General features: G+C 70.0%; 28 protein-coding genes and 1 pseudogene. 15 read left to right on the plus strand and 14 right to left on the minus strand.

What is annotated here, in order from left to right; genetic code table 11:
* Positions 1 to 607 (plus strand): annotated as a pseudogene (locus SD626R_RS11935) (50S ribosomal protein L10); the annotation flags it as partial.
* Positions 608 to 625: 18 nt separating this feature from the next.
* Positions 626 to 970, plus strand: coding sequence for a 50S ribosomal protein P1 (rpl12p, locus tag SD626R_RS11940; protein ID WP_092566577.1), 345 nt, complete (start codon positions 626 to 628; stop codon positions 968 to 970).
* A gap of 128 nt (positions 971 to 1098) precedes the next feature.
* Here the strand turns inward: rpl12p and SD626R_RS11945 are convergent, their stop codons facing one another.
* Complete coding sequence (locus tag SD626R_RS11945; protein WP_092566578.1) at positions 1099 to 1368, minus strand: hypothetical protein; 270 nt, start codon at positions 1366 to 1368, stop codon at positions 1099 to 1101.
* Positions 1369 to 1438: 70 nt separating this feature from the next.
* On the minus strand, positions 1439 to 1909 hold the full coding sequence (locus SD626R_RS11950; protein WP_137782531.1) for a hypothetical protein: 471 nt from the start codon (positions 1907 to 1909) through the stop codon (positions 1439 to 1441).
* A gap of 395 nt (positions 1910 to 2304) precedes the next feature.
* On the opposite strand from SD626R_RS11950, the gene SD626R_RS11955 reads away from it, so the two are divergent.
* Both SD626R_RS11955 and SD626R_RS11960 read left to right on the plus strand, forming a co-directional pair.
* Entirely contained in the window at positions 2305 to 3996 is a 1692-nt protein-coding gene (locus SD626R_RS11955) for a sensor histidine kinase (RefSeq protein WP_092566580.1), read from the plus strand.
* Positions 3997 to 4088: 92 nt separating this feature from the next.
* Positions 4089 to 4583 carry a hypothetical protein gene (locus SD626R_RS11960; protein ID WP_092566581.1) on the plus strand — a complete coding sequence of 165 codons (495 nt, stop codon included), beginning with the start codon at positions 4089 to 4091 and terminating at the stop codon, positions 4581 to 4583.
* A 75-nt stretch (positions 4584 to 4658) separates the two neighbouring features.
* Here SD626R_RS11960 and SD626R_RS11965 read toward each other — a convergent pair whose 3' ends face one another.
* Together SD626R_RS11965 and SD626R_RS11970 are read right to left on the minus strand one after the other, a co-directional pair.
* Positions 4659 to 5228, minus strand: a complete 570-nt coding sequence (locus SD626R_RS11965; protein ID WP_092566582.1) for a hypothetical protein — start codon at positions 5226 to 5228, stop codon at positions 4659 to 4661.
* A 431-nt stretch (positions 5229 to 5659) separates the two neighbouring features.
* Positions 5660 to 6802, minus strand: coding sequence for a hypothetical protein (locus SD626R_RS11970; RefSeq protein ID WP_092566583.1), 1143 nt, complete (start codon positions 6800 to 6802; stop codon positions 5660 to 5662).
* A gap of 219 nt (positions 6803 to 7021) precedes the next feature.
* Here SD626R_RS11970 and SD626R_RS11975 point away from each other — a divergent pair, with 219 nt between their 5' ends.
* The 4 genes from SD626R_RS11975 to SD626R_RS11990 all read left to right on the plus strand — a co-directional run bounded on the left by SD626R_RS11975 (position 7022) and on the right by SD626R_RS11990 (position 10524).
* The gene (locus SD626R_RS11975; protein ID WP_092566584.1) at positions 7022 to 8560 is read left to right on the plus strand and encodes a bacterio-opsin activator domain-containing protein; all 1539 of its coding nucleotides are present in this window, start codon (positions 7022 to 7024) and stop codon (positions 8558 to 8560) included.
* Positions 8561 to 8718: 158 nt separating this feature from the next.
* Positions 8719 to 9063, plus strand: a complete 345-nt coding sequence (locus tag SD626R_RS11980; protein ID WP_092566585.1) for a winged helix-turn-helix domain-containing protein — start codon at positions 8719 to 8721, stop codon at positions 9061 to 9063.
* A 123-nt stretch (positions 9064 to 9186) separates the two neighbouring features.
* Complete coding sequence (locus SD626R_RS11985; RefSeq protein WP_092566586.1) at positions 9187 to 9381, plus strand: hypothetical protein; 195 nt, start codon at positions 9187 to 9189, stop codon at positions 9379 to 9381.
* A 174-nt stretch (positions 9382 to 9555) separates the two neighbouring features.
* Entirely contained in the window at positions 9556 to 10524 is a 969-nt protein-coding gene (locus SD626R_RS11990) for a PAS domain-containing sensor histidine kinase (RefSeq protein ID WP_092566587.1), read from the plus strand.
* A 36-nt stretch (positions 10525 to 10560) separates the two neighbouring features.
* On the opposite strand, the gene SD626R_RS11995 is transcribed toward SD626R_RS11990, so the two are convergent.
* Complete coding sequence (locus SD626R_RS11995; protein ID WP_092566685.1) at positions 10561 to 11133, minus strand: response regulator; 573 nt, start codon at positions 11131 to 11133, stop codon at positions 10561 to 10563.
* Positions 11134 to 11289: 156 nt separating this feature from the next.
* On the opposite strand from SD626R_RS11995, the gene SD626R_RS12000 reads away from it, so the two are divergent.
* Positions 11290 to 11481, plus strand: coding sequence for a hypothetical protein (locus SD626R_RS12000; RefSeq protein ID WP_092566588.1), 192 nt, complete (start codon positions 11290 to 11292; stop codon positions 11479 to 11481).
* On the opposite strand, the gene SD626R_RS12005 is transcribed toward SD626R_RS12000, so the two are convergent.
* A complete protein-coding gene (locus tag SD626R_RS12005; RefSeq protein ID WP_241996641.1) occupies positions 11462 to 12130 on the minus strand; it encodes an SWIM zinc finger family protein in 669 nt (222 codons plus the stop codon). The two genes, SD626R_RS12000 and SD626R_RS12005, sit on opposite strands and share 20 nt — an antisense overlap.
* A gap of 170 nt (positions 12131 to 12300) precedes the next feature.
* On the opposite strand from SD626R_RS12005, the gene SD626R_RS12010 reads away from it, so the two are divergent.
* Positions 12301 to 12516, plus strand: coding sequence for a DUF7472 family protein (locus tag SD626R_RS12010; RefSeq protein WP_092566589.1), 216 nt, complete (start codon positions 12301 to 12303; stop codon positions 12514 to 12516).
* Between the two features lie 12 nt (positions 12517 to 12528).
* Here the strand turns inward: SD626R_RS12010 and SD626R_RS12015 are convergent, their stop codons facing one another.
* From SD626R_RS12015 to SD626R_RS12025, 3 genes are read right to left on the minus strand one after another with little or no spacing between them, the layout of a single operon-like run.
* On the minus strand, positions 12529 to 13728 hold the full coding sequence (locus SD626R_RS12015) for a DNA primase (protein ID WP_092566590.1): 1200 nt from the start codon (positions 13726 to 13728) through the stop codon (positions 12529 to 12531).
* Positions 13729 to 13782: 54 nt separating this feature from the next.
* Entirely contained in the window at positions 13783 to 14280 is a 498-nt protein-coding gene (locus tag SD626R_RS12020; protein ID WP_158298339.1) for a DUF5518 domain-containing protein, read from the minus strand.
* Between the two features lie 7 nt (positions 14281 to 14287).
* Positions 14288 to 14965: an HVO_2922 family protein gene (locus SD626R_RS12025; protein ID WP_092566591.1), complete on the minus strand. Its 678-nt coding sequence runs from the start codon at positions 14963 to 14965 to the stop codon at positions 14288 to 14290.
* A gap of 127 nt (positions 14966 to 15092) precedes the next feature.
* Between SD626R_RS12025 and SD626R_RS12030 the strand changes: the two genes are divergently transcribed.
* On the plus strand, positions 15093 to 16070 hold the full coding sequence (locus SD626R_RS12030; RefSeq protein ID WP_092566592.1) for an ArsR/SmtB family transcription factor: 978 nt from the start codon (positions 15093 to 15095) through the stop codon (positions 16068 to 16070).
* A 110-nt stretch (positions 16071 to 16180) separates the two neighbouring features.
* Here SD626R_RS12030 and sod read toward each other — a convergent pair whose 3' ends face one another.
* The gene (gene sod / locus SD626R_RS12035) at positions 16181 to 16780 is read right to left on the minus strand and encodes a superoxide dismutase (RefSeq protein WP_092566687.1); all 600 of its coding nucleotides are present in this window, start codon (positions 16778 to 16780) and stop codon (positions 16181 to 16183) included.
* A gap of 202 nt (positions 16781 to 16982) precedes the next feature.
* Between sod and SD626R_RS12040 the strand changes: the two genes are divergently transcribed.
* Positions 16983 to 17732 carry a pirin family protein gene (locus SD626R_RS12040; RefSeq protein ID WP_092566593.1) on the plus strand — a complete coding sequence of 250 codons (750 nt, stop codon included), beginning with the start codon at positions 16983 to 16985 and terminating at the stop codon, positions 17730 to 17732.
* Positions 17733 to 17757: 25 nt separating this feature from the next.
* Here SD626R_RS12040 and SD626R_RS12045 read toward each other — a convergent pair whose 3' ends face one another.
* Both SD626R_RS12045 and SD626R_RS12050 read right to left on the minus strand, forming a co-directional pair.
* Positions 17758 to 18390 carry a protein sorting system archaetidylserine decarboxylase gene (locus SD626R_RS12045; RefSeq protein ID WP_092566594.1) on the minus strand — a complete coding sequence of 211 codons (633 nt, stop codon included), beginning with the start codon at positions 18388 to 18390 and terminating at the stop codon, positions 17758 to 17760.
* Between the two features lie 2 nt (positions 18391 to 18392).
* Positions 18393 to 19442: an AAA family ATPase gene (locus SD626R_RS12050; RefSeq protein WP_092566595.1), complete on the minus strand. Its 1050-nt coding sequence runs from the start codon at positions 19440 to 19442 to the stop codon at positions 18393 to 18395.
* A 788-nt stretch (positions 19443 to 20230) separates the two neighbouring features.
* Between SD626R_RS12050 and SD626R_RS12055 the strand changes: the two genes are divergently transcribed.
* The gene (locus SD626R_RS12055) at positions 20231 to 20992 is read left to right on the plus strand and encodes an HpcH/HpaI aldolase family protein (protein ID WP_092566596.1); all 762 of its coding nucleotides are present in this window, start codon (positions 20231 to 20233) and stop codon (positions 20990 to 20992) included.
* A gap of 45 nt (positions 20993 to 21037) precedes the next feature.
* On the opposite strand, the gene gfo6 is transcribed toward SD626R_RS12055, so the two are convergent.
* On the minus strand, positions 21038 to 22111 hold the full coding sequence (gfo6, locus tag SD626R_RS12060) for a D-xylose 1-dehydrogenase Gfo6 (RefSeq protein ID WP_092566597.1): 1074 nt from the start codon (positions 22109 to 22111) through the stop codon (positions 21038 to 21040).
* Between the two features lie 212 nt (positions 22112 to 22323).
* Between gfo6 and SD626R_RS12065 the strand changes: the two genes are divergently transcribed.
* Positions 22324 to 23559, plus strand: coding sequence for a mandelate racemase/muconate lactonizing enzyme family protein (locus tag SD626R_RS12065; RefSeq protein ID WP_092566598.1), 1236 nt, complete (start codon positions 22324 to 22326; stop codon positions 23557 to 23559).
* 70 nt (positions 23560 to 23629) lie between these two features.
* On the opposite strand, the gene SD626R_RS12070 is transcribed toward SD626R_RS12065, so the two are convergent.
* Positions 23630 to 24094 (minus strand): universal stress protein, encoded by a 465-nt coding sequence (locus tag SD626R_RS12070; RefSeq protein ID WP_092566599.1) that lies wholly within the window; start codon positions 24092 to 24094, stop codon positions 23630 to 23632.
* A gap of 105 nt (positions 24095 to 24199) precedes the next feature.
* Between SD626R_RS12070 and SD626R_RS12075 the strand changes: the two genes are divergently transcribed.
* On the plus strand, positions 24200 to 25072 hold the full coding sequence (locus SD626R_RS12075) for a DMT family transporter (protein WP_092566600.1): 873 nt from the start codon (positions 24200 to 24202) through the stop codon (positions 25070 to 25072).
* Positions 25073 to 25091: the final 19 nt, after the last annotated feature.

A 25091-nucleotide genomic window follows, 5' to 3' on the forward strand; every position in this document is an offset into this window, starting at 1 on the left:
GGCCGCGCGCATCCAGGACGGCTCGATCATGGTCACCGAGGACTCGAAGGTCCTCAGCGAGGGCGAGGTCGTCGACGACGACCTCGCGAACGTCCTGACCGAGCTCGGCATCGAGCCGAAGGAGGTCGGGCTCGACCTCAAGGGCGTCTACTCCGAGGGCGTCCTGTTCGAGCCGGACGAGCTCGCCATCGACGTCGACGAGTACGCGGCGGACGTCCGCTCGGCGGCCGCCGCCGCGCGGAACCTCTCGATCAACGCCGCCTACCCGACGGCCGCCACCGCCGGCAGCCTTCTCGCGAAGGCGTCCGGCGAGGCGAAGTCGGTCGGGCTGTTCGCGGAGATCGAGAGCCCGGACGTCGTGCCCGACCTCGTCGGGAAGGCCGACGCCCAGCTCCGCGCGCTCGCGGCCCAGATCGACGACGAGGAGGCGCTCCCCGAGGAGCTGCAGGGCGTCGAAGCCGCCCCGGCTCCGGAGACGGACGACGGCGACGAGGAGGAACAGGCGGAGGAAGAAGACGAGGCGGACGACGCCGAGACGACCGACGACGACGCCGACGAGGACGACGGCGACGACGGCGGCGAGGGTCTCGGTGCGATGTTCGGCTAACACTACGAGGACACACCAATGGAATACGTTTACGCTGCGCTCATCCTGAACGAGACTGGCGAAGAGATCAACGAAGACAACGTCACCGGCGTGCTGGAAGCCGCCGGCGTCGACGTCGAGGAGTCCCGCGTCAAGGCGCTCGTCGCCGCGCTGGAGGACGTCGACATCGAGGAGGAGATCGAGACGGCCGCCGCGGCCCCCGCCGCCGGCGCCGCCTCGGGCGGCTCCGCCGACGCCGCGGCCGCCGACGAGGCGGACGACGACGAGGACGAGGCCGACGAGGCCGAGGAGGCCGCCGACGAGGCGGACGACGACGAGGACGAGGGCGACGGCGGCGAAGGTCTCGGCGAGCTCTTCGGCTGACGCCGGACGACCGCCGAGACCTCGACCGCGTCGGTTCGATTTTCACCGTTTTTCGCCCGGACAGCGGCCGCTCTCTTAGTCGCGACGCCGACGTGGACACGGATCGGTCGCCGGGGAGCTCTCAGCGCTCAGTCGTCCGAGACCCTGCGGCGCTCGCTCCCGCCCCGGTGGTATCGCTCGGCCGGCGATCGCGCACCCAGATACACCCGCACATCCGAGAACAACAGGAGCAGTCCAAGCACCGTCCACGCGCTCCCGACGACCAGCGCCCATCCCCACCCGTCGAAGACGCCGAGCGTGAACTGGAGCGCCCACACGGCGGCGGCCACCGCGAGGACGGCGACGCCGAACGCCGCGCTCGCCTCGCTCGCCCCGCTCGCCCGCGATTCGACACTCATGACCCTCAACTCGTCGACGCCCGATAATAAACGCATCCCGTCAGTTATCAACGAAGAGAACGCGGGCGGTTCAGCCGTCGGTTTCGAGGGTGTCCGACGGGTCGACCGCGGTCGTGACCTCGTCGCTGTGCGTCGCGACGAGCCCGGCCGCCACGAGGGCGCCGTACGCGGCGATCGCGAGCCAGCCGTAGCCGACGACCGTCAGTCCGGCCGCGCTCATCCCGCCGAGCACCCATCCGAACGACACGCACGCCCACGCGGCGAGCGCGGCGGCGTAGAGGTTGAGCGGCGCCCCGGTGACCGTCGTCTCTTCGAACTCATCGATCCGGTCGTCGGTCGCGTCGGGCTCGATCACCTCCTCGGGCCGCGCGGCCATCCCGGCCGCGACGAGCGTCCCGATCGCCGCCACGGCGAACCACGCGTACCCCACGACGGGGATCGCCACCGAGATCACGTCGACCGCCCACAGTCCGGTGAACCCCGCGACGATCACCGCGACCGCGCAGTACCCCCGAAAGCTCTGTGTTACCAAGTGCCTCATTTCAGCTGAGATAAACTTGTGCTGATAGAAAAAATTTTCGGCCGGAGGGGGAGACGAGCGTCGGAGAGTTTCCCGTCGGCGACGGGCGCCTTTCCGTTATCCCACGATAGTGAGTACGTCCGCCGGCGTTTCGCCCGCCGAAACGCGTCGTCCGCGTCTCGGGACGCGCAACACGGACGCGGGGTTCACGACGGACCCCTCGGTAGCGAACGCGTGACCTCCGCTCTCGATCGGTCGTCCGGTTCCGCTGATCCGCCGTCACCGGCCGAGGTGTACCCCGTCAGGCGTCCGCCGCGCGGTGACGGGTTTGACCTGTATTTTTATTCCCCGAGACGCGTCCGATCGCATAGATCGGTTCGGCCCTCCCGAAACGGTCTCAGACGCCTTCCCAGACCATGGTGACCGTCTCGCTCCTCGCCTCGCTGGCCGTCGACGCCGTCGCCGTCGCGCTGTTGGCGTGGGTGACGTGGCGGGTCGCGAGCGACCGGTCGCCGCCGAACGCGGACGCCTTCGCCGCGCTGTCGGGCGGACTGCTCCTGTGGGCGGTCCTGTCGCTAATCTCCGAGTTCCCGCACGCGTGGTCCGTGGGCGCGAATCTCGCGGGGCTCGGGCAGTTCGTGCCGGCGGTGTTCGTCCCGGGGATCTGGCTCGTCTACGTGCTCGGGTACGCCGGCCGCGGGACGGGGCTCTCCCGTCCGCGGATCGCGGTGTTCGTGCTCCTCGCGCTCCCGTTCGTCGGCGCGGTCGCCGCGTTCGACGGCGATCCGACGGCGGAGGCGGTCACGCGGTCGCTCGCGTCGGTCATCGGGACGGCGCTGTTCCAGCTCTCGGTCGTCTACGTCTACGCGGCGGTCGTCTTCCTCAGGTACGGCTGGAACCACGACCGGATCTCGAAGGGCCAGTTGGCGGCGCAGCTCGGCGCCGTCTCGGCGCCGTACGTCGTCGGCGCGTGGCGCGACGGCAACGTCGTCGTGGACGGCGTGACCGGCGGCCTCCTCCTCTCCGGGGCGTTGCTGTTCGTCTCGCTGCGGCGGTACCCGGTGTTGACCGTCTTCCCCAAGGCGGACTACGTCGCCCGCTCCCGCGTCGTCGAGGCGCTTCAGGAGGCCGTGATCGTCGTCGACTGGGCCGGGGACGTCCTCGACGCGAACGCCGCGGCCGAGGAGCTCTTCGGGCGGTCGAGCCGGGCGATGATCGGGGAGCCGATCTCGTCGGTCGCCGAGGGGATCGGCGTCGCCGCGCTCTCGCCGGGCGCGACCGACTTCGCCACGCTCCGAACGACGAGGGGACGCCGGGAGTTCCGGGTCACGGTCTCCGGCGTCTCGGACGACGACCCGGACGCGGACCCGGTCGCCAGGGCGGTCGTGCTCCGGGACGTGACCGACCGCCGCACCCGCGAGCAGCGGCTCTCCGTCCTCAACCGCGTGCTGAGGCACAACGTCCGGAACAAGCTCGACGTGATCCTGGCACACGCCGATCGGATCGAAGACGAGGGCCACGGGGCGCCGATCCGGGACAGCGCCGCGGAGCTGGCGTCGGTGAGCCGGAAGGCCCGGGAGGCCGAAGCGGTGATGACCCACGGCAGCGACTCCCCGTCGACGATCGACCTCGCGGCCGTCGCCCGGGAGGTCGTCACTGACGCACGCCGGGAGTATCCGGAGAGCAGCATCTCGCTGGACGCGCCGGACGACGTGCGGTTCGTCTCCCATCGCACGATCGTCCGCCGGCTCGTCGCCGAGCTCGTCGAGAACGCGGTCGTCCACTCGGACGATCCCGCCCGGGCCGAGGTGATCGTCGACGCGACCGCCGACGGAACGCCGCTGCTGCGTGTCAGCGACGACGGGCCGGGGATCCCGGACCGGGAACGCGACCTCCTGACCGACGCGGGCGAGACGCAGCGCGAGCACGGGCTCGGCGTCGGCCTCTGGTTCGTCAACTGGGCGACCAGCCAGCTCGGCGCCGAACTCGAGTTCGAGCGCGAAGACCGCGGCACGACCGCGACCGTCCGGTTCCACGGTGCCCACCGATCCGGCGACACGCCGGCGGAGTCGGGTCAGTCCGAGACGCTCGAAACGAGACGGGACTGATTCGCGGCGGCTCCCGATCGGCGTTTCACGCCCCGAGACGGTGCGATCACGTTTAGATGGCCTCGGCCGATACGGCGGTACGTCCCCCGGCCATGAGTCAGCACACGAGTTCGACGCCCGACGCCGTCACGAGGCGCCGAGCCGTCGCGATCGGCGGGAGCGCCGTCCTCGCGTCCACCGCCGGCTGTTCGACGGTCCTCGACGCGGTCGGCAGCCGAGTCTTGGAGGAGGTGAACGTTCTCAATCAGCTCACTCACGAGGTCAGCGGGTCGATCGAAGTGACGGACCCGGCGGGCGAGACCGTCCTCGACGACTCGTTCGACGTGCCCTCGACCGAGTCGGACGGCGAGAGCAACGTCGTCGCGTACGCGGACGTCTGGACCACGCCGGGAGCGTATCGGGTCGAGATGGAGCTCACGGACACCGTGGTCGGCGGCGTCTCACGGGTTGACCGACGGGTGTCCATCGACGACACCGAAGACGAGCTGGTCGCCCTCTCCGTCGGCTCCGGCGACGAGAGCGAGCCGATCGCCGTCCGGGTCGGCGAGTCGTTCTCCGACCTCGGGCGGCCGAACGGCACCGGCTAGCCGACCGCGAGCGCGCCGTTCCGACGCGATGGCGGCGCGTCGCCTCAACACGCGCCGGGCGACCCCTCGGCCCCCCTATATCAGCTCGAAAACGGCGGTCACGAACTCGCCCGTCGCGCGCAACAGCACCAGCGCCGGGGTCGCGACCCCGCCGGCTCCGACGGCGAGGAGGATCGGCGACGGGACCCTCCCGATCGATGCGACGGACGCGAGCGACGCGACCAGCCCGACGAGGAACGTTCCGGCGGCGACCGCCTCCACGGTTCGAGCCGCGCCGTACAGCGTCACCGAAACGCCGGCGTCGTCGCCGCCGAACGGTACTCCCCGGTATCGGACCGCCAGGTAGCCGCGAACGAGCAGGAGGCCCGCCAAGGCGATCAGGAGGCCGACGCAGATTGCGGCGACGATCAGCCCGCCGGTGAGTATCGACGTCTCCCCGCCGATCGCGGTGAGCGCGCCGAAGGCGACGATCGGCAGCGCCACCGCTCCGGCGACAACCGCCGTCACGGCGACGCCGGCCTCGACGTAGGTCCCGTTCGACGAGAGCCAGGCGTCGGCCCGACCCGCGTACGAACCTTCCGGGGGCCGTGACTCGGCGCGAGCCGCCTCCGGATCGGATCTCCCTTCCGCGGTGTCGTCAGTCACACACGCTCGTCTCGCGTAACGAGTATATCCCTTGTCCGGCGTCTCACGGGCGGAAACGAGGCGCCCGGCGGCCGCGACAACCCAGAGGAAGAGTTACCGGCTTCGGGAGCGCTCTCTCGGATCGGTCCTCGTGTTTCGGGGCCCGAAACGCTGTTACAGCCTTCACATAGCGTTCGGCGTAACGGATGGATGCCGCCGGTCGGAGGCGGCCGACGAAGAAGTATCCGACCCCGAGCACGTCCCCTCTCCCCTCCCCACGGACGGAAGCGCTCACCCCTGTCACGACGCTTCGCCGATCGATCCCCCCCGCTGAAACGTCGGCCCTCCCTCCGCTCGGCGGCGTCGTCTCTTTGCGCGATAACCGCACGAGACCGATCGCTCAGTGCGACGAGCGCACCCGCTCCGTCTTGGAGTCTCCGACGGAATCGGTCTCAGGCGACCGGTATCTCGATCCGATCCCCGACGCGAACCCCGAACAGGGACGCCTGCGACGCGAACGGATCGGTCCCCGCATCGACGTCGACCGTCACGGCCCGCCCGTGTCGGGCGACGGTCGCGTCCGAGAGGGCGGCGTCCCCGTCCCGAGCGGCACGCGCTATCGTCCTCGCGGTCTCCCCGTCGAGTCGTCGGGGATCCGCGACCGCGCCGTACCGCAACTCGACGCCCCGTCCGCCGGCGTCGCCGTCGCGGGTCCGGTTCGCGTCCGCGGTCGGGCCCGCGCCGTCGCTCCGGGGCTCTCCGTCGGTCACGCGGAGGGACGCCCCGACGGCGCCGGAGGCCTCGACCGCGGCGCGGAGCGCCGCCGGCGCGTCCGCGAGCGCGCGCCGCAGGCGACCGCGGGTCTCCGGGCCGAGGTCGACGCACAGCACGGCGTCGCCGCCGAGCAACGCCGGGAGCGGTCCGTAGCTCGCGGTCGCCGCCGTCCGCCGCCGTTCCCGCCCGTCGACTCCGGCGTCGCGGTGCGCCGCGGCCCTGTCGGCGGTCGGGCCGCACGCGACGACGAGTTCGCCGGGCGCCACCGCGACGGCCGGACCGACGCGCTCGGACCTGAAGCGAGCGAACCCGGAATCGAAGCCGCTCTCGCGAACGAACTCGGCGTCCGCGTCGAGCTCCGCGCCGAGTCCGTCCGGACCGACGTCGCCGACGGCGACCGCACACCCCGCCGGTCCGTCCGCGGTGAGCGCGACGCTCCCAACCGCCGTCCGAAGGCCGCCGAGCGAGACGCTCTCGTACCGGCCGAGGAGCCGGCGGACGCGCGCTCCGATTCCGCTCGGCAGGCCGGTCGCCGTCAGCACCGACGGATCCATCCGGGCGGTCGCGACGGTATCGACGTCGACCGACGCCGTCGCGGCGGGGTCGTAGGTCCCGGCGGCGACCGCCGAGCGCGGCTCGTTCGACTCCGCACCGCTCCCGCTCTCGTCCCCGTTCGGCGGGGGTCCGTCGGCGCCTGCCGCCGCCGCGAGCGCGGGGTCTGGCGTAGCCTCGGCGGTGAGGTCGTCGATCGCTCCGCTCGTTCCGAGTCCGGTCGCCGCAAGCGCGGCTAAACGCTTCGCGAACGCTCGCTTGGAGGGCATCACCCTACCTGACCCGCGGCAGCTAATAATACTACTGGCGGCTCTCGCGACCGCTCCCCGTAACTGCGTCCCCCGTGAGGCCCGGTCCGCTCTCTCGGTGCCGTTCCGCTCGCCGGAACGCCGAGACGCCGTCCGATCGTGGACAGGGGTTAAATCGGACGAGGCTTCAATTGATACCCGATGGAACACCCCGCGGCGAGCGAGGCCCCGTGAACGACGATGGATCACCGACTTGAGGAGGCGCCGATCGGCGTTATCACCGTCCGAGACGGGACCGTGCGCGCGTGCAACGAGCCCGCGGCCGAGGTCCTCGCGGCCGACCCCCCGGACGGCGAGCCGATCGCCGACGCGTTCCCCCGGTCGGTCGAGCGGTCGCTCCCGCGGGCGTTCGACGGCCCGTCGGCGTCGGACGTCTCGTTCGAGGAGTACTACCCGTCGATCGACCGGTGGCTGTCGGTGTCCGTCGTCCCCGGCGACGACGCCGCGACCGTCTACGTGCGCGACGTCACTGCGGAGAAGGACCGCGAGCGGACGGTCGAACGGCTCCGCGCGGAGGTCGAACGGGCGGAGATGCTCGACGCCCTGATCGCCGACGTGCTCGAAGGGCTCGTCGGCGCCACGTCGCAGGAGGCGATCGCGGAGACGATCCGGAACCGGCTCGGAACCTCCGACCAGTACCGGTTCGCGTGGACCGGCGAGTACGTCGTCGACACCGACGATCTGGTCGTCAGCGGCGTCGCGGGTGAGCGCGGCGAGACGTTCCCGGCCGTCCGCGACGCGATCGAGGCGGGGGACGCGATCCCGGAACGGCGGGCCGTCGAGGAGCGGCGACCGGAGCTCGTTCGGTCGCTGAGCGAGGACGCGTCGGTGCCGGAGGCGCTGCGCGCCGCCGGGTTCGCCGACGGGGTCCAGTCGGTGTTCGCGCTCCCGCTGGTGTACGGCGCCAGCGTCTACGGCGTCGTCGGGGTCTACGCGGGGACCGAGGCGGCGTTCAGCGACCACGTGCAGTCGAGCTTCGAGACGCTCGGCGAGCTGGCCGGATACGCGGTCAACGCCACGCAGAACCGGAAGCTCCTCGCTTCCGACACGATCACCGAGGTCACGTTCGAGCTCGACGCGAGCTCGCCGCTGGTGCGGCTGAGCGAACGCTGCGACGCGGCGCTCGCGCTGGACGGGACCGTGACCGCGGACGACGCCGGCCTGACGTGCTTCCTGACGGTGTCCGGGGCCGACCCGGAGGCCGTCGTCGAGGCCGTCGAAGGCGTGGAGGCCGCCCGAGACGGTCGGATCGTCCGACGGACGGACGCGGAACACGGCCGGGTCCAGGTGACGCTCGGCGAGGCGGTCCCGCTCGTCTCGGCGGTCGACCGCGGCGCGACGGTCCGGACGGCGACGTTCGACGCCGGCGACGGTCGGCTCGTCGTCGAGCTGTCCCCGGACGCCAGCGTCCGCCGGCTCGCGGGCGTGCTCGGCGGTGACGGGCCCGCCCCCGTTCTCGCGCGGCGGGACAGCACCCGGTCGCCGACGACGACGCGGGAGTTCCGGAACGAGCTCGACGAGCGGCTCACCGACCGGCAGGCGACGGCCCTCCGGACCGCGTACCTCGCGGACTACTTCACGTCGCCGCGGGGGAGCACCGCCGAGGAGGTCGCGGCGTCGCTCGGGATCACCGGGTCGACCCTGCTCCATCACCTGCGCGCGAGCCAGCGGAAGCTGCTGGCGGCGTTCTACGACGAGCGCGACGAGAGCGGGTCGTAGCGCTCCTCGCTCCCGACCGCTCTCCCGCGGCGGCGTCTACATCGACGCGCCGACGCCGCGTCGCGCCGGCGGGAGTCTGCATAGTTAGATACGCATTCGCGGGCGACTCTGCATACTGAGCATCCCCTCCCAAGGGCGTTCCGCCGAGTGGGATCCCCATGGCAGTGCGACAGCAGTCGCGTCACGAGCGTACGGAGGACCCGGCCGGTCAGCTGTCGGCCGCGGAGCTACTCGACCTGTTCGGCGACGAGTACACGCGGCGGGTGTTCGAGGCCGTCTCGGAGCGACCCCGCGGCGGCCGCGCCGTGGCCCAGGCGGCCGACGTCTCCCGGGCCACGGCCTACCGGCGGCTCAACGAGCTCCGGGACGCCGGACTGGTCACGAGCGAGTACCAGTTCGCGTCCGACGGCCACCACCGCGAGCAGTTCACCGCCCGCGCCCGACACCTGTCGGTGTCGTTGGACGGCGGCGACATCGAAGCCGCGGTCAGCGTCGACGACTGACGCCGGAGCGGTCCCCCTCTGTGGTCGCGGAAACGCGGGGGTCGCGTCGCGCATCCGACCGGCACTGACTCCGGGCGAGAAACACGCCGGGACCGATATGTGCCCGCGTTCGAACGCTGTCACATGGCGCAATCGGCAAACCTGTTCCGTAACCCGCTCTTCCGCTGGGGAGTGCCCGGCATGACGACCGCCGTCATCGTGGCCATCGCCTTCCTCGTCGTCGAGGACCAAACGGTTCGATTAGCGATGCTGGCCGTCGGAGCCGTCGACCTCCTCGTCACGCCGCAGATACTGAAACGGGCGGCCCGGAACGCGTAGCGGGCTCCCGTCCGCGACGCGGTGTTTCCGAGCCGGAATCGAAACGCAGCGTTAAACACACGCCCGGGAGATGACGACGGTATGTATCGGAACCGGCGACTCGGTCGACCGCCGTCGCCGCGAGCCCCGGAGACCGAGCCGCTCGGCCGTCTCCGAGCGGCGCCGGGGTGACCGATGAGCGACGATCGTCGCGCGGCCATCCCGCTGACCGCGTTCCCGGATCCCGCGATCGCGTACGCGATTGCGGACGACGACGCTCGCGTGACCGCCGCGAACGACGCGTTCCGACGGCGATTCGACGAACCGTCGCCCGAACTGCGCGTCTCGACGGTGTTCGACCGGTTCGACGAGTGCGAGACGACCGGCGACCGGAGTCCGATGGCGCACGTCGTTCGGGGCGACCGGGTCGGGATCCGTCTCGACGGACACGGGGCTCCCGGTCCGTTCTTCGTCCGGGTGATCCCGTCGGACGGGGACGCCGGGTTCCTCACGTTCTCCGACCTCAGCGAGTGCCCCGACGAACGCGACGCTCCGGGCGTCGATCAGGTCAGCAGCGTGCTCAGTCACGACCTGCGGAACCCGTTGGACGTCGCGAAGGCGCACCTCCGAGCGGCCCGAGAGACCGGCGACCCCGAGCACTTCGACTCCGTCGCTGCGGCGCACGACCGGATGGAACGGATCGTCCGCGACGTGCTGACGCTGACGCGCGACGACCCCGTCGCTCGGCCGTCGGAGGAGGTGGCGGTCGAGACCGCCGCGAGGGACGCCTGGCGGTCGATCGACGCCGACCGGGCCGAGCTCACGGTCTCCGAGTCGCTCCCGACCGTCACCGCGGATCCCGACCGGCTCCGGCGGCTGTTCGAGAACCTGTTCCGGAACAGCGTCGAGCACGGCGCCCCCGACGACGGGGAGCGGACGGTCGTCGCCGTTGGCCCGTTCGAGAGCGGGTTCTACGTCGCCGACGACGGACCGGGCGTCCCGCCGGCGAAGCGCGGGCTCGTCTTCGATCCGGGATTCTCCACGCGCCCCGACGGAACCGGACTCGGACTCGCGATCGTCGAGCGGATCGCCGACGCCCACGGCTGGGACGTGACGCTCGCGACGGCCGACGGCGGCGGGGCTCGGTTCGAGATCGGCCTCTGACTCGGGCACCGAGCCGGGGCGCGTCGGGCGACCCGGCTAGTAGGCCTCCCGCTCGATGCCGGAGAACGCGCTCAACAGCTCGTCGGCGTCCGGGAGGAGCCGGCAGATCCGATCGCGCAACTCGGCGGCCCGCTCGTCGAGCGCGGCGAACCGCTCGTGCTCTTCGAGCCGCTCCGGCGGCAGCTCCGCCGCGATGACCGCCCGCTTCGACTCGATCCCGAAGTACTGGCCCAGGAGCTCGTACGCGAGCACCTGGCACTGCTGGTCGACGACGGCCCTGACGTCCTCGCGGTCGACCGGCTTACAGAGGTAGTCGTCGAACGGGAGTTCGAGGAGCTCCAACCCCGGATCGATGGCGGTCACCATAACGATCCGAGTTCGCATGTCGTACTCTCGCAGTTCCTCGAGGACCTCGTCGCCCGACCGCTCCGGCATGTGGCGATCCAACAGCACGACGTCCGGCGGTTCGGACTCGTCGACCGCCGACAGCGCCTCGGCGCCGCCGTACGTCACCGTCACGTCCGCGACAGCCTCTATCCGGAGGGCGTACGCGTCGGCGACCTCCTTCTCGTCGTCGACGAGCAGCACCCGCGGCCGGTCCACGTACATATCGGCCGTCACGTCGGGGCGTTACCGGCCGCAGCCGTTAATACCCGCGGCTTCCGCACGGCGACGCGCACGCGTCCGGGCGACGGTCCCGAGCGACGGTCGGTCCGAATGACCGCGAAACGGAGACTTAAGTTCCGCGGTCTCCCCGGTGTCGGCATGCGAATCGTCGACGGCGACAAGATCGAGTGCGACCGCTGCGAGTCGGTGCTCCCCATCGGGGACGCCTCGCTGCTCGAAAAGGAGACGAACCGCGACTACGAGCGGGTGCTGTGCGAGGCGTGTCTCGGCGCCGTCGGCGTCCCGCAGGGGTACACGCTGCGGCGCGACATCAGTCACCTCGCCGGGTGAGCCGCGAGGCCGGGAAGGCGTACCGCTCGCAGTCGCCCACGCCGCGCCCCGGCCGGACCGCGTCGGCGTACACGGCCTCGACGACGGGCTCGTGGGCGCCGTACGCGGCGTTCGTCGCGTATCCGTCGACGGTCCGGTCCTCCCCGGTCCGGTAGGCGTCGGCCCGCTCGGTCGTGACCGCGACGACGACGAGCCGCTCGTCGCTCTCGCGGTCGCGGACGACCTCGCCCGGCTCGAACGCGTGCCGGTCACAGAGGTGCGACCCCGGGTCGTCGAGCGGGACGAACGTCTCAGCGCCACAGACCGCGCAGGCGCCGACGCGCTCGTCCGGGGCCGGGACCGACCCGGCGGTCACCTCCATGGCGACGCGCCGGAGGTGCTTACACCGGAGGCCGCGGATCGCGTGGTCGGGACAGGTGCAGGTGCCGGCGTCGAGCGCGACGACGTAGGTGCCGCCGTCCGTCTCGACGACGTACCGCCGGTCGCGGAGGGGACGAACCGTCATCTCCTCCGCGGCGGCGCGCGTCGAGCGATCGTCGGTGTCGGCGCGATTTCCGGTGTCGGCGTCGCTCCCTGCGTCGGCGTGTGGATCGATGTCGCCGTCCGATTCGACGGCTGTTGACGCGGGTGGCGTTTCGGGGTGCGTCATGGGTGACCGCGAGGCGAGGCCTCGCTTCGCGGCGAATAGGTCCCGTGAACGGTTAAATTCGCCGCCGAAAGGGGTCGAGCGTCACGTATTCGGGGTTCGATCACGGGAGCCACCGACCCCCGGCCGCCCTCATCGAAGTCCTTTTTTAGCGGCGACGGAAAATCGCGGGCATGGAAATCGACGCGGAGCTTCGTCGGCAGATCACGGTCTCCCTGGCGGCGGCCGCCGTTTTCATCGTCGGGCTGGTCGGGATCGGGGTCACCTTCGGCGGGTCGTCCGAGCTTCCGGAGGCCGGCGCGATCGCGCTGGTCGGGCTACTTGCCGGGTTCGTCCTGTTGATGGCGCTCGTCGGCGCGTATCTCATCCGCGCGAACGATGAGGCGTAGCCGGCGGCTCGGTCACTCCGCCTCGTCCGTGGTCGCGGTCTCGCTCGTCTCCGCGGCCCCGTCCGCTTCCTCCTCGACCTCGTCTCCACCGCCCTCGCGGTCCCGCCAGTCGGCGATCTCGTCGGCGGCCGCGACCCGCTTCTCGTAGTACGCGAGCGGGTCGGCCGCGACCTGCATGTGGTCCTCCTCGTTGTGGCAGATCCCGTAGTTCGCCAGCGTCTCGCAGGTCGGCGGCGGGTACTGCGTGCCGCGGTCGTCCTGCAGGTACTCCGTCTGGTAGCGGATCCCCTCCGCGTCGAGGCTGGTGTCGGCGCAGAACGCGACCACCTCGTCCGGCGTCATTCCGATCCCGACGAGAAAGGCCATCAGCGCGAACGACTCCGGCGGCGAGAGGTCGGCGTCGCGATCGGCCTTCCCGATCAGGTTCGTCATGCAGGGCGGGAACAGTTCGGGAGCGACGACGTCGACCGGCCCCGCGTAGCTCCGGTCGGAGAGCAGGCGCTTCAGGTCGGCGACGCCCTCCTCCAGTTCCGCGGCGATCCCCTCCCCGGCCGCCAGTTCGAACGGGAGCCCCTCGCGCACCCGCTCCTCGACCGCGGCCTCCAGCGCGTCCAGCAGCTCCTCGCGGGAGACGCGGACCGCCCCGTCGGCGAGCGCGCGGTTGACGAGCCGCCACGACTCCCCCCACGACGGCGACGTGAGCCGGAGGTACGGTCCGACGTCGATCCGGTAGTGTGCGGGGTCGCGACCGGGGGATCCGCTTCCGGTCCCCGAACCCGATCGGGCGGACTCCGGGCGCACGGCGTCGGCGAGGTCGAACTCGGCGAGCACGTCGTCGAGGGCGACGGTCGGCGTCGACACCGAGCGCAGCTCGTCGTCGGTCGCGAGGTCCTCGCGGATCCGGTCGACGGCGGTCGCGGCCTCCGCGGCGGCGTACTTCTCGATGGCGGGCTCGGAGTCCAGTAGCGAGACGAGGATCCGCGCGATCGGGTACGAGAGCAGCTCCGCCTGCACGTCGTAGTCGGACTCCCCGGGGAACGCCCCGCTCTCGGACTCGACCGTCCCGTCCATGAGCGCGCGCTCGACGCGCTCGCGGCCCCGCTCGACGGCGGGCGCGTCGGCCGCGACGAGCTCCGGGAGCGACACCGCGGCGTCGGCGACGGCCTCGCGGGCGGCCGCGAAGAACGGGTACTTTGCGTCGAGCGCGTCCATGTCCGACCCGAGGTAGCGACGGGCGTCGAATAAGCGGTGCGGTCCGCGGCCGCGCTACAGCTCCCCCCGGAGGTAGTGCCCGAGGAGGCCGCCGATCACGCCCGAGCCGAGGGTGTAGGCGGCGCCGAGTCCGACGGCGAACAGCGCCAGCGCCCCGAACTCCGCCGGTGCCCCGGCGAACCCGAGCAGGAAGAGGAAGAAGGCGACGACGACGAGGAACGGGAGCGTCATCACGGCCCCGGCGACGCCCCCCGTCTTGAGCGCGTCGGCCGACGTGCCGCCGCAGAGATAGCCGGCGAGCGCGCCGCCGAGCACGGTGGCGAAGGGGACGAACGACAGCACCGAGCCGGCGACACCGCCCGCCAGCCCGTAGAGAACGATATCGCTCAGGTCCGCCGGCGCGTCGTCGCCGGGCGAGAGGAGCCCGCTCGGCGCGGAGTCCGGATCGTATCGGTCGTCGTCGACGCGACGGTCCGAGGCGTCTCGGCGCCGCGCGTCGCCGGCGGCGGGCTCTCCTCGCGCGTCGCCGGTGGAGGAATCGTCGGGGACCACGGCCGGCTCACTCCTCGTCGTCCTCGGCCGGGCCGTCGCCGTCGAGCTCCTCGACGGGCGCGCCCGGCGCGTTCGACTTCACGCTGTTGAGCCCCTGCTTCGCCTTCTGTTTGGAGGCGTACCCCTGTCCGCCGTCGGCGATGACGTTGCCGTTCTCGTGGCGGAGCCGCCAGCGGTGCTCGTCGGCCTTGTCCCGGAACAGCTCGAACGTCGCGCTGCTCCCGCCCTCCTCGGGCGGCTCCTCGTCGCGGCTCTCGTCGACCACGTGGGCCCCGGGCGCGTTCCGCTGGACGCTCTCGATCCCCGACCGCGCGTCGCGCTTGTCCGAATACCCCTCGCCGCCGTCGGCGATGATGTTCCCGTTGTCGTGGACGAGCCGCCAGCGCCACTGGCCGGCGTTGTCGGCGTACAGCTCGAATTCCGCCTTACTCGCGGCGGCGTCGACGTCGACCGCGCCCTCTTCCTCGTCGAACTCGACCTCCACCTCGAAGTGGACGGTGCCGTCCTCGCGATCCAGCTCGACCTCGACCTCGGACTCGGCGGCGGGGTCGACCGTCACCGTCCCGGCGTCGTCGACCGGGACCGGCTCCCCGCGGCCGAGCGCCCGCGCGATGCGGCGGAAGTAGGTAGCCAGCGCCTGTCGACTCCGCGACCCCTTCGACTCGTGGATCGTTTCTTCGGACATACACGTCTCACCTCACGGGCGGCACACAAAACGCTATGGCCGCCGACCTCCCGTCGGGGTCGGCCTCCGGCTCCCCGACGGAGACGACCCCGATACCCTTTAGCTGCTCCCGGCGCATAGTCGAGGCGTGAGTCAGTTCGACCGCAGCGCCGGGACGGACGCGGGCGGCGACCGGGAGGCCGACGGCGACGGGTCGGTCGCGGCCGGGGAGCCCGAGGCCGACCGCGACGGCCCGGCGACCCCCCGCACCGAGTCGCGCGTGCTCCCCGCCGAGGTGTTCGCGACGCTCGGCAACGACACCCGCGTCGCGATCCTCCGGGCGCTCTTGGAGTGCGGCGCCGACGAGGCGCCCGTGAGCTTCACCGACCTGTTCGACCGCGTCGACGTCGACGACAGCGCGAACTTCAGCTACCACCTCCGGCAGCTCACCGGCCACTTCGTCAGGCGGAGCGACGAGGGGTACGAGTTCCGCTCGCCGGGGCGAAAGGTCGTCAGCGCCATCTTCACCGGGAGCCTCACCGAGCGCGCGCAGCTCGGCTTCTTCCCCGCGGACGGCGCCTGTTACGACTGCGGCGGCGACCTCCACGGCTGGTACGTCGACGACGAGCTCACCGTGGGCTGTGCCGACTGCGGGACCGTCCAGGTGAGCTACCCGTTCCCCTCGGGCGGACTCGACGACCGGACCACCGACGAGCTGCTGCAGGCGTTCCACCACTACGTCCGCCACCACTACTGCCTGGCCGCCGACGGCGTCTGCCCCGAGTGCACGGGATCGATCGACACGACGCTCGTGCGCGACCCGGCCGACGAGGACCTCGACGTCGCCGTCGAACACGTCTGTCGGCGGTGCAGCTACCGACTGCGGTCGACGGTCGGCGTCACGCTCCTCGACCACGCCGAGACGCTCGTCTTCCACTCGGACCGCGGCGTCGACCTCAACACCGCCCCGTTCTGGCAGTTCGACTGGTGCGTGAGCGACCGGCTGACGGCGGTCGTCTCCGAGGACCCGCTCCGGGTCCGGGTGACGCTCCCGTGCGCGGGCGACGAGCTCCGCGTCCTGCTTGACGAGACCTGCGCCGTGATCGAGACGACGCTCGTCGAGTAGGCCAGCGGGCTCCGATACGCGTCCTCGCCGCTGGCGAGGAGAAACGCCCGCCGCGTTCGGCGGGTCCACAGTAGAATACCGGGGGAGGTCGAGCGCGTTCGGATAACCCGTTACTCGAACAGCTCGACGGCCTGCTCGTAGCGAGTGGACGGCTCCTCCCAGTCGACGACTTCGAAGAAGTTGTCGACGAACTCGCCGCGAGCGGGGCCGTAGTCGTGGTAGTAGGAGTGTTCCCAGACGTCGAGCGCGAGGATCGGGTGACCGCCCCAGACCGCGCCCTGGTCGTGCTTGTCGACCACGACGTTGCGGAGCTGGTTCGAGAACGTGTCGTACACCAGGAGCGCCCAGCCGGAGGCGTTGCCGGCGGCGGCCTCGAACTCGCCCTTCCAGGCCTCGTAGGAGCCGAAGTCCTCCGCGATGCGGTCGGCCAGCGCCCCCTCGGGCTCGTCGCCGCCCTCCGGCGACATGTTCTGCCAGAACAGGTCGTGGAGGATGTGCCCCGAGGAGTTGTGGGTCACGTTGCGGATGGCCCCGGCAGACGAAGAGAAGTCGTGGGACTCACGGTTCTCTTCGAGCGTCTCTTCGGCCGAGTTCCAGCCGTTGACGTACCCCTGATGGTGGGTGTCGTGATGCCATTCGAGCACCTGCTCGGAGATGTGCGGTTCCAGCGAGTCGTAATCGTACGGTAGCGGATCGAGTTCGTAGCTCATGTCGACGACCAGTGATACGCCGGCCGAACACATGAACGTTCTCTGTAGCGCGTTTTAGTAAGAATACGTGCTATTCTACTATTAGGTATTAGGTGCCCAAAGTCGGTTTGAACCGGTTTTGAGTGTTTTCTCACCAGAAAAATGGTACTTCTTGGCTACCGCCGACGAGACGCTTATCAGTCCCGGACCAATCAGATAGCATATGAAGACCGACGCGACGACCGACGGCGGCGACGGCGTCCTCTCCGGCGAGCGAGTCCGTCACGGGACGGGCGTGAACTCGAACCGCGCGTTTCCCACTGAGGGTCACCCGGCGAACCTCGACCCGTTCGTGCTGTTCGAGCGGTTCTACATCGACCCGGACGACGGGTTCCCGATGCACCCGCACAAGGGGTTCGAGATCGTCTCGTACATGATCGAGGGCGGCATGGAGCACGCCGACTCGCTCGGCGTCGAACACACCGCCCGCGAGGACGAGGCGATGCGGATCACGACCGGGAGCGGCATCCGCCACTCCGAGTTCCCCGCCGACGGCGAGGCCTGTAACGGGCTTCAGCTGTGGGTGAACCTCCCGCGCGAGGAGAAGGAGGCCGACCCGGACTACGTCGACGCGAGCGCGGACGAGCTCCCCACGCGAGAGACCGACGGCGCGACCGTCACGACGGTCGTCGGCGAGGGATCGCCGATCGAGCTCCGGACACAGATGGAGTACCTCGACGTCCGCGTCGAAGACGCGTGGACGTGGACGGTGCCCGAGGGGTGGGCCGGCTTCCTCTACGCGGTCGCGGGGAGCGGCTCCGTCGAGGGCGACGCGTTCGACGAGGGCGACGTCTTCACGACCCGCGAGGGCGGCGAGTTCGCGGTCGCGACCGACGGCGACCTCCGGCTCGTCGCCGTCGCGGGCTGGCCGCACGGCGAGCCGATCCGGCAGCAGGGGCCGTTCGTCCTGTAGGGAGCCCCCCCTTCGGGAGCGCGGCTCACTCCCGCTCGGCGACGATCGTCTCGCCCGCGCGGACGGCGTCGCCCTCGCGCACGAGGAGGTCGTCCTCGTCGACGTCGGCGGGGAGGACCACGTCGGCGCGGGAGCCGAAGGAGACGTGGCCGACGCGCTCGCCGCGGTCGACGGCGTCGCCGGCCTCCACGGCCGGGTGGATCCGCCGGGCGAACCAGCCGGCGATGACCAGCAGTTCGTACTCGCCGAAGTCGATCGCGACCTGCTCGTTGCGGTCGGACTCCTTGCTGAACGCGGGCCGGTTCGCGCCGGGGCGGTGGCGCACCTCGCGGACCTCGCCGGCGATCGGCGCGCGGTTCACGTGCACGTCGGTGACGTTCATGAACACGCCCACCCGCAGGCGGTCCCCCTCCTCGCGCACGACCGAGACGGTGCCGTCGGCGGGCGCGACGACGATCCCCTCCGCGTCCGGCGGCTCCCGGTCGGGGTCGCGGTGGAACCAGAGGACGCCGAACGCGAGCACGACCAAGACGGCGCCGACCGGCGGGAGGAGGGGGAGCGTCGCGGCCCCGACGAGGGCGGGGACGAGCGCGAGCCGCCACGCCTCGTCGACGACGGGGAACGGGAGGACGCGCGCGAGCGGCGGGCTCCGCGCCATCGTCAGGCCTCCACCGGATCGCGGAGGTCCGGTCGGAGCTCGGTGCGGCCGGCCGCCCACGCGGCGAGCAGGTGCGTGAGGTGGATCCGGTCGTCGAGGCCGTCGGTGAGGTCGAGGTCAGCTTCGCCGGCGAGCACGTGGAGCCGCGCGAGGTCGTCGCCGCCGTACTCGGAGCCGGCGCGGGCGACCCGCAGGACCTCGCGGAGGAGCTCGCCGCCGTCGTACCCGCCCTCGTCGAGGAGGTCGTCGAGGGCCGACCGCGCGTCCTTCAGCTCGCCGGCGCGGGCGTCGGCGAGCGCCTCGCGGATCGCGTCGTCGTCGCCGACCTCGCCGAGCGCCTCGTAGGCGGTCGACATGGTCACCTCGCCGCCCTCGACCGCGGTCGCCTGCGCCGAGAGGATCGCCTCGCGGAGGTCGCCGCCGGCCGCGCTGGCGACGAACTCCAGTCCGTCGCCGTCGTAGTCGACGCCCTCGCGGCTGCAGATCGTCTCCAACACGTCGATCGTCTCGTCCGTCGTCGGCGCTCTGACGCGGACCGGGAAGCAGCGCGACCGGATCGGAGCGATGAGCTTCGACGGCTGCCGGGTGGCGATCACGAACTGCGTGGTGCGGTGGTGCTGCTCCATCACCCGCCGGAGCGCCTGCTGGAAGTCCTCGCGGATCGACTCGGCGTTGTCGAGGAGGACCGTCTTGTACTCGCCGGACATCGGCGCGTACGACGCCGACTCCTTCAGGACCCGGTTGATCATGTCGCGTTTCGCCATTCGGCTCCGTCCCTGCAGGAACCCCTCGAAGCGGGGGTCCGTCCGGATCTCCTTTTTCCTCCGCCCGAAGAAGTCGGCGACGTTGATCTCGATCAGGTCGCTCTCGGGGTCCTCGTGCGCGGTTCGGGTCAGCGCCCGGGTCGCCGCCGTCTTCCCGACCCCCGGCGGCCCCTGCACGACGAGGTTCATCGGCTCGTCGACAGCGCGCTCCAGCCGCTCGCGGGCCTCGTCCTGTCGGATCTCGTCGAGCGCGGGAGCGTGCGCGTCGATCCACAGCGGTCCGTCCATACCGTGTGGCTCCGGGCCGGGCGCTCAAGAATCGGTCGGTCCAGCGACCGGGTGTTAAGATACCGCCGACGATCTGGGCCAATTGTATTCGGTGTGGAAGCTGAGCGGTTCGATCCAGTCGCGGCAGTTTCCCTTCGGCGTCATTTAATAGTTCGAAAGCTGTTCAATTCAATATTTAGTACTTATTTTGATATGTCTGACAGCGCTTCGATTTCCACCTTTCTCGCATCCGAAACCGAAGCCGTTGCGTCGATACGCATCCCGTATCAAATGCTATTCGTCAACGAGAGTCACGGTGTCGGAGCTGTCGTGCTTCTCGGTGGGTTCCGTCGGAAACGGACACGTGAGAACCCTCGTTGTCGTCGACTCAGCCGTCGCGTAGCGCAATTCGTTCGTCCCGGGACCGACAGAGCCAGACAGCGGTATCGCTCATCGTCGAGTCGGATCGCGGTCTCGTCGACCGCAGCGCGGTCCGGACGCTGGCCGGCTTCGGGCTGTCGATGGGCTCGTGAACACAACTGTAGACGGTCGATTGAGCGCAATTAGCGTCGAATAATCGGCTTCCAATACAATACTTGGAAATGATAGTTTGACGAGACAGGTCGAATATCGAACCTCATCGGCGGTTTTGTATCGCTTCTCTCACCACGAAACGCGACTCGATCCGATCGGACCGGTTCGCCATCGTCCGGCGTTCCCCTCGACCGCGACGGGGAACCGCGGAGAAGTCGATCCGCGCTGAGCGGGTCGACGACAAAAGCTTTGTACGGCCTCAAACATCCCCGAGTATGGCGAACACGACCTTCCGTACCCGTCTCTTGAACGGTGAGACCGTCGTCGGCACCTTCCAACTGCTCGACTCGGCGATGGTCTCCGAGATGATCGGCGTCGCCGGCATGGACTTCGTCGTCTACGATCAGGAACACGGACCGCTCGGCGCCGAGACCACCCTCGAACTCGCCGCCGCCGCACAGAACCGCGGCGTCGCCCCCATCGTCCGCGTCCGTTCGAACGAGGAGGCCGAGATCCAGCGGGCGCTCGACATCGGCTCGGCCGGCGTCCAGGTTCCGCAGGTCGAGACCGAAGCCGACGCTCGGGCCGCCGTCGACGCCGCCCGGTTCGACCCGCTCGGGAGCCGTGGCCTGTCGCAGTACGTCCGAGCCGGCGACTACTGGGGGAGCGACACGTACACCGAAGATCAGAACGAGGACGTCGTCCTCGTCGTCCAGGTCGAGGGGGAACGCGGCGTCGAGAACATCGAGGACATCCTCGCAATCGACGGAATCGACGCCGTCTTCCTCGGCCCCTACGACCTCTCGCAGTCGCTCGGAATCCCCGGCCAAGTGACCCACGAGCGGGTCGAGGCGCTGATGGAGGACGTCTGTGAGCGCGCCGCCGAGGCCGGCGTCGCGGTCGGCGCGTTCGCCGACACGCCAGAGATCGCGAACCGCTGGATCGACGCCGGCGTCCAGTACGTCACCCTCGGCGTCGAAGCCGGCCTGTTCACCGAACACCTGTCGTCGCTGGCCGCGGACGTCGACACGACGTAGCGGGACCGGTCGCCCCGTCTGGCTCGGCCCTCACCGGCTACCGATTCAAAGCGCGAGTCCGTCCCCCGCTGCCGCCTCGTGAATCGCCTCGATGATCTCCATGTCTCGGAGCCCGTGGCGACCGTCGGGACCGATCTCCGCCCCGGTGAGGAGGCGATCGGCGAAGTAGTCGAACTCCTCGCGCATCTCGTCGACCTCGTCCGCAGTCGCGTGTGCCATCTCGACCGAGAGATCGCCGGCCTCGACGCGTAGTTCCACCTCGCCGTGGAACGCCGGCCGCAACTCGATCTGCCCCTCGGTGCCCGTTATCTTCAACTGCGTGTCCTCGTGGGCCCGCTGTGACGCCGTCGAGACGAACTGGACGTCGTCCTCGAACGAGAGGAGGAACGACGACCGCTCGTCGTCGACCCCCTCGAACGCCGGATCCGTCGACGCCATACTCGCCAGCACCTCGGTCGGCTCTCGGTCGAGCAGGAACCGCGTCGTGTTGATGGAGTAGATCCCCAGATCCATCACCGAGGTGCCGTACCCCGTGAGCTCCGGGTCGAGCCGCCACTGGTCCTCGTCGGGGATCATCTCGAGTAACGGCTGCGTGTTGTCGCCGTACACCTGAACCGGCTCGCCGATGACGCCGTCGTCGAGGAGCGACTTCGCGATCCGCACGAACGGGTCCGTCTGCATCCGGTAGGCGACCATCAACGGGGCGTCGTGGCGCTCGCACGCCTCCACGAGCCGCTCGGCCCGTTCGACCGACTCCTCCATCGGCTTCTCGCAGAGGACGCCCTTGCCGAGCTCCGCGGCGGTCTCGACGTAGTCGAGGTGGTACGCGTTCGGCGTCGCCACGTACACCGCGTCGTACTCGTCGGCGGCGACCCCCTCGTGGTACTGCTCGTAGGTTATCCCGCGCCCGACGTCGTTCTCGTCGGCGAGACGCGTCGCCTTCTCGGCCGAACCGCTGACCAACACGGTGGTCTCACAGAACGTCGACTCCTCGATCGCCGGGACCGCGACGTCGGTCGTCCACCAGCCGAGGCCGACGAGCGCGTAGCGGACCGTCCCGTCGGTCGCCGTCTGCCAGTCGCGAGACTCGAACTCCCTGAACAGCGCGTTCGGAGACATGCCACTCCGATCGGCGCTTGAACACAAAAGCGTTCCCACCTCCGGGACGGCATCGGTAGGTCACGCACACCGTCTCTCCCGACGTTCGTTCGGTCGTCCGCTCCCCAACCGCCGCTGGCGACTGCGATGATCGCGGCTGCCCCGGAGAACCGACCTCGTCGCGTCCGGCGTCGGAACCATTTTATCAGTACTCTCCGACTTCCAACTGTTTCATGAGCTACGAGCATCTTCAGGACCCGAACGCGGAGTACACCATGCGCGACCTCTCGGCGGAGACGATGGGGCTGTCTCGCCCCCGCAGCGAGGGCCGCGACGTGGAGATCACGGACGTACAGACGGCCATCGTGGACGGCAACTACCCGTGGACGCTCGTCCGCGTGTACACGGACGACGGGCGCGTCGGCAACGGCGAGGCGTACTGGGGCGGTGCGATCCCCGAGATAATCGAACGGCTGAAGCCGTTCGTCGTCGGCGAAAACCCCCTCGACATCGACCGGCTCTACGAGCACATGGTCCAGAAGATGTCCGGGGAGGGATCGATCGCGGGGAAGGATATCGCCGCGATCTCCGGCGTCGAGCTGGCGCTCCACGACGTCGCCGGGAAGATCCTCGACGTCCCCGCCTACCAACTACTGGGCGGCAAGTACCGCGACGAGGTCCGGACGTACTGCGACTGTCACACCGAGGAGGAGGCCGACCCCGACGCCTGTGCGGACGAGGCGGAACGCGTCGTCGACGACCTCGGCTACGACGCGTTGAAGTTCGATCTCGACGTCCCCTCGGGCCACGAGAAGGACCGCGCGAACCGGCACCTCCGCGGGCCCGAGATCGAACACAAAGCCGAGATCGTCGAGAAGGTGACCGACCGCGTCGGAGACAAGGCCGACGTGGCCTTCGACTGTCACTGGGCGTTCACTGCCGGCAGCGCCAAGCGGCTGGCGCGTCGGCTCGAACGGTACGACGTCTGGTGGTTAGAGGACCCGGTTCCGCCGGAGAATCACGACGTCCAGCGCGAGGTCACCCAGTCGACCGGGACGCCCATCGCCGTCGGCGAGAACGTCTACCGAACTCACGGTCAGCGGCGACTGCTCACGGAACAGGCCGCCGACATCGTCGCCCCCGACGTTCCGAAGGTCGGCGGCATGCGCGAGACCGCGAAGATCGCGACGCTCGCGGACATGTTCTACGTCCCGGTGGCGATGCACAACGTCTCCTCGCCGATCGGGACGATGGCGTCCGCACACGTCGGCGCGGCGATCCCGAACTCGCTGGCCCTCGAGTACCACTCCTACGAGCTCGGTTGGTGGGAGGACCTCGTCGAAGAGGACGGGCTCATCCAGGACGGATACATGGCGATCCCCGAGGAGCCGGGACTCGGGCTGACGCTGGACCTCGACGCCGTCGAAGCCCACCTCGCAGACGGCGAGACGCTGTTCGACGAAGCGTAGCGCCGTCCCGTCCGGATCTCCGATCCGACTCCGGCGTCCGACGACGGGCGAGCCCCGTCGAAACGACCGATCAGCTGCGATCGTCCAGATCGCTTCGGACCAACGTTACGGGGCAGGGGGCGGCGAGGATGACCTGCTGCGCGGTCGAACCGAAAAGCGCCTTCCCCGTCGGCGAGCGCCCGCGTCCACCGACGATCACGAGGCCGGATTCGGTCTCCGTCGCGAGTCGGACGATCTCGTCGGCGTGCGTCCCGATGGCGCCCCGTATCTCGTAGTCGATCCCCTCCTCCTCGAACAGCCTCGATATCGATCGGATCGTCCCGTGCCGCCTCGCCACGTCGTCGACGGTCACCTCGGACGCGTCGCGGATACCGAGGTTGTCGATCGTGGACTCGTACTCTTCCTGGGTGAACGGGTGGAGGAGGACGACGGTCGCCCCGGACGGTCCCGCGATATCGACCGTCGTCCGAGCCAGCCGGTCGCTGCTGTCGCTCTCTTCCGGTCCGACCGCGAGTAGAAGGGTGTCAAGCGCCATGAATCGACTGTCATCCCGGAGAGGCTTAAGCGTACGTCCGATCGCCGCCCTCTGCAAACCGCAGTATCGAACTATTGATGTGTAGTGAACGGCCTCGTCCGTGTAATGGACCCCGGGATCTCGTTCGCGGTGCTCGCGGCCGTCGCCTGGGGCGTCTACATCTTCTCGCTCAAGCGGCTGTTCAGCGACGTCTCGCCGGCGGCGCTCACGGTGCTACTCAATTCGTGTGCGCTCGTCTGGTACGCCCCCGTCGCGGTCGCTCGAACCGACTTCTCCCGGGTACTCGCGAGGGGAATCGGTCCGCTCGAACTGGGCGTCGTGGCGCTGACCGTCCTCATGCACGCGATCGCGTTCGTGTTGTTCCTGTGGGCCATCGGCGACGGGGACCTCTCGTACGTCACGCCGATCAGCAAGATCGTTCCGGTGTTCGTCCTCCCGATCGAAGTCCTGTTGCTCGGTCAGGTGTTGACCGCCGCGCAGGTGCTCGGCGTCGTCGTGGCCACGGTCGCGGTGTACGTCGCGAACTACGAGCCGGGGCACCTGCTGGGACCGGTCGTCAACGTGTATCACTCCCGACCGGCACAGTTCGCGCTGCTGAGCGCGATGTGCTACGCGGTCGGCGACGTTGGAAAACGCGTCGTCCTCCAGGAGATCGGGATCCCGACGACGCTGTGGGTTCCGATACTCCTCGTCGGTATCACGCTCATCCTGCTGCCGAGCGCCGTGCGTAACCCGCCTTCGCTCACTCGCCGGAGCGTTCCCCGATTCGCCGGCGTCGGCGTGATCGTCGCGGTCGCCGAACACACGACGACGACAGCCTTCGCGATCCTCCCCGCGAGCATCGCGTCTCCCATCGTGAACACGCAGGCGGTCATCGCGGTGGTTCTCGGCGGTGTCCTGCTCGGTGAACGGTACTTCCGACTTCGACTCCTCGCGGCCGTCATGGCCGTGCTCGGAGTGACGCTCATCGCGCTCTGAGGGGAGCGTCGACCGCCCC

Origin of the sequence: Halorubrum sp. SD626R (assembly GCF_001261915.1) — an archaeon.
Lineage (GTDB): Archaea > Halobacteriota > Halobacteria > Halobacteriales > Haloferacaceae > Halorubrum.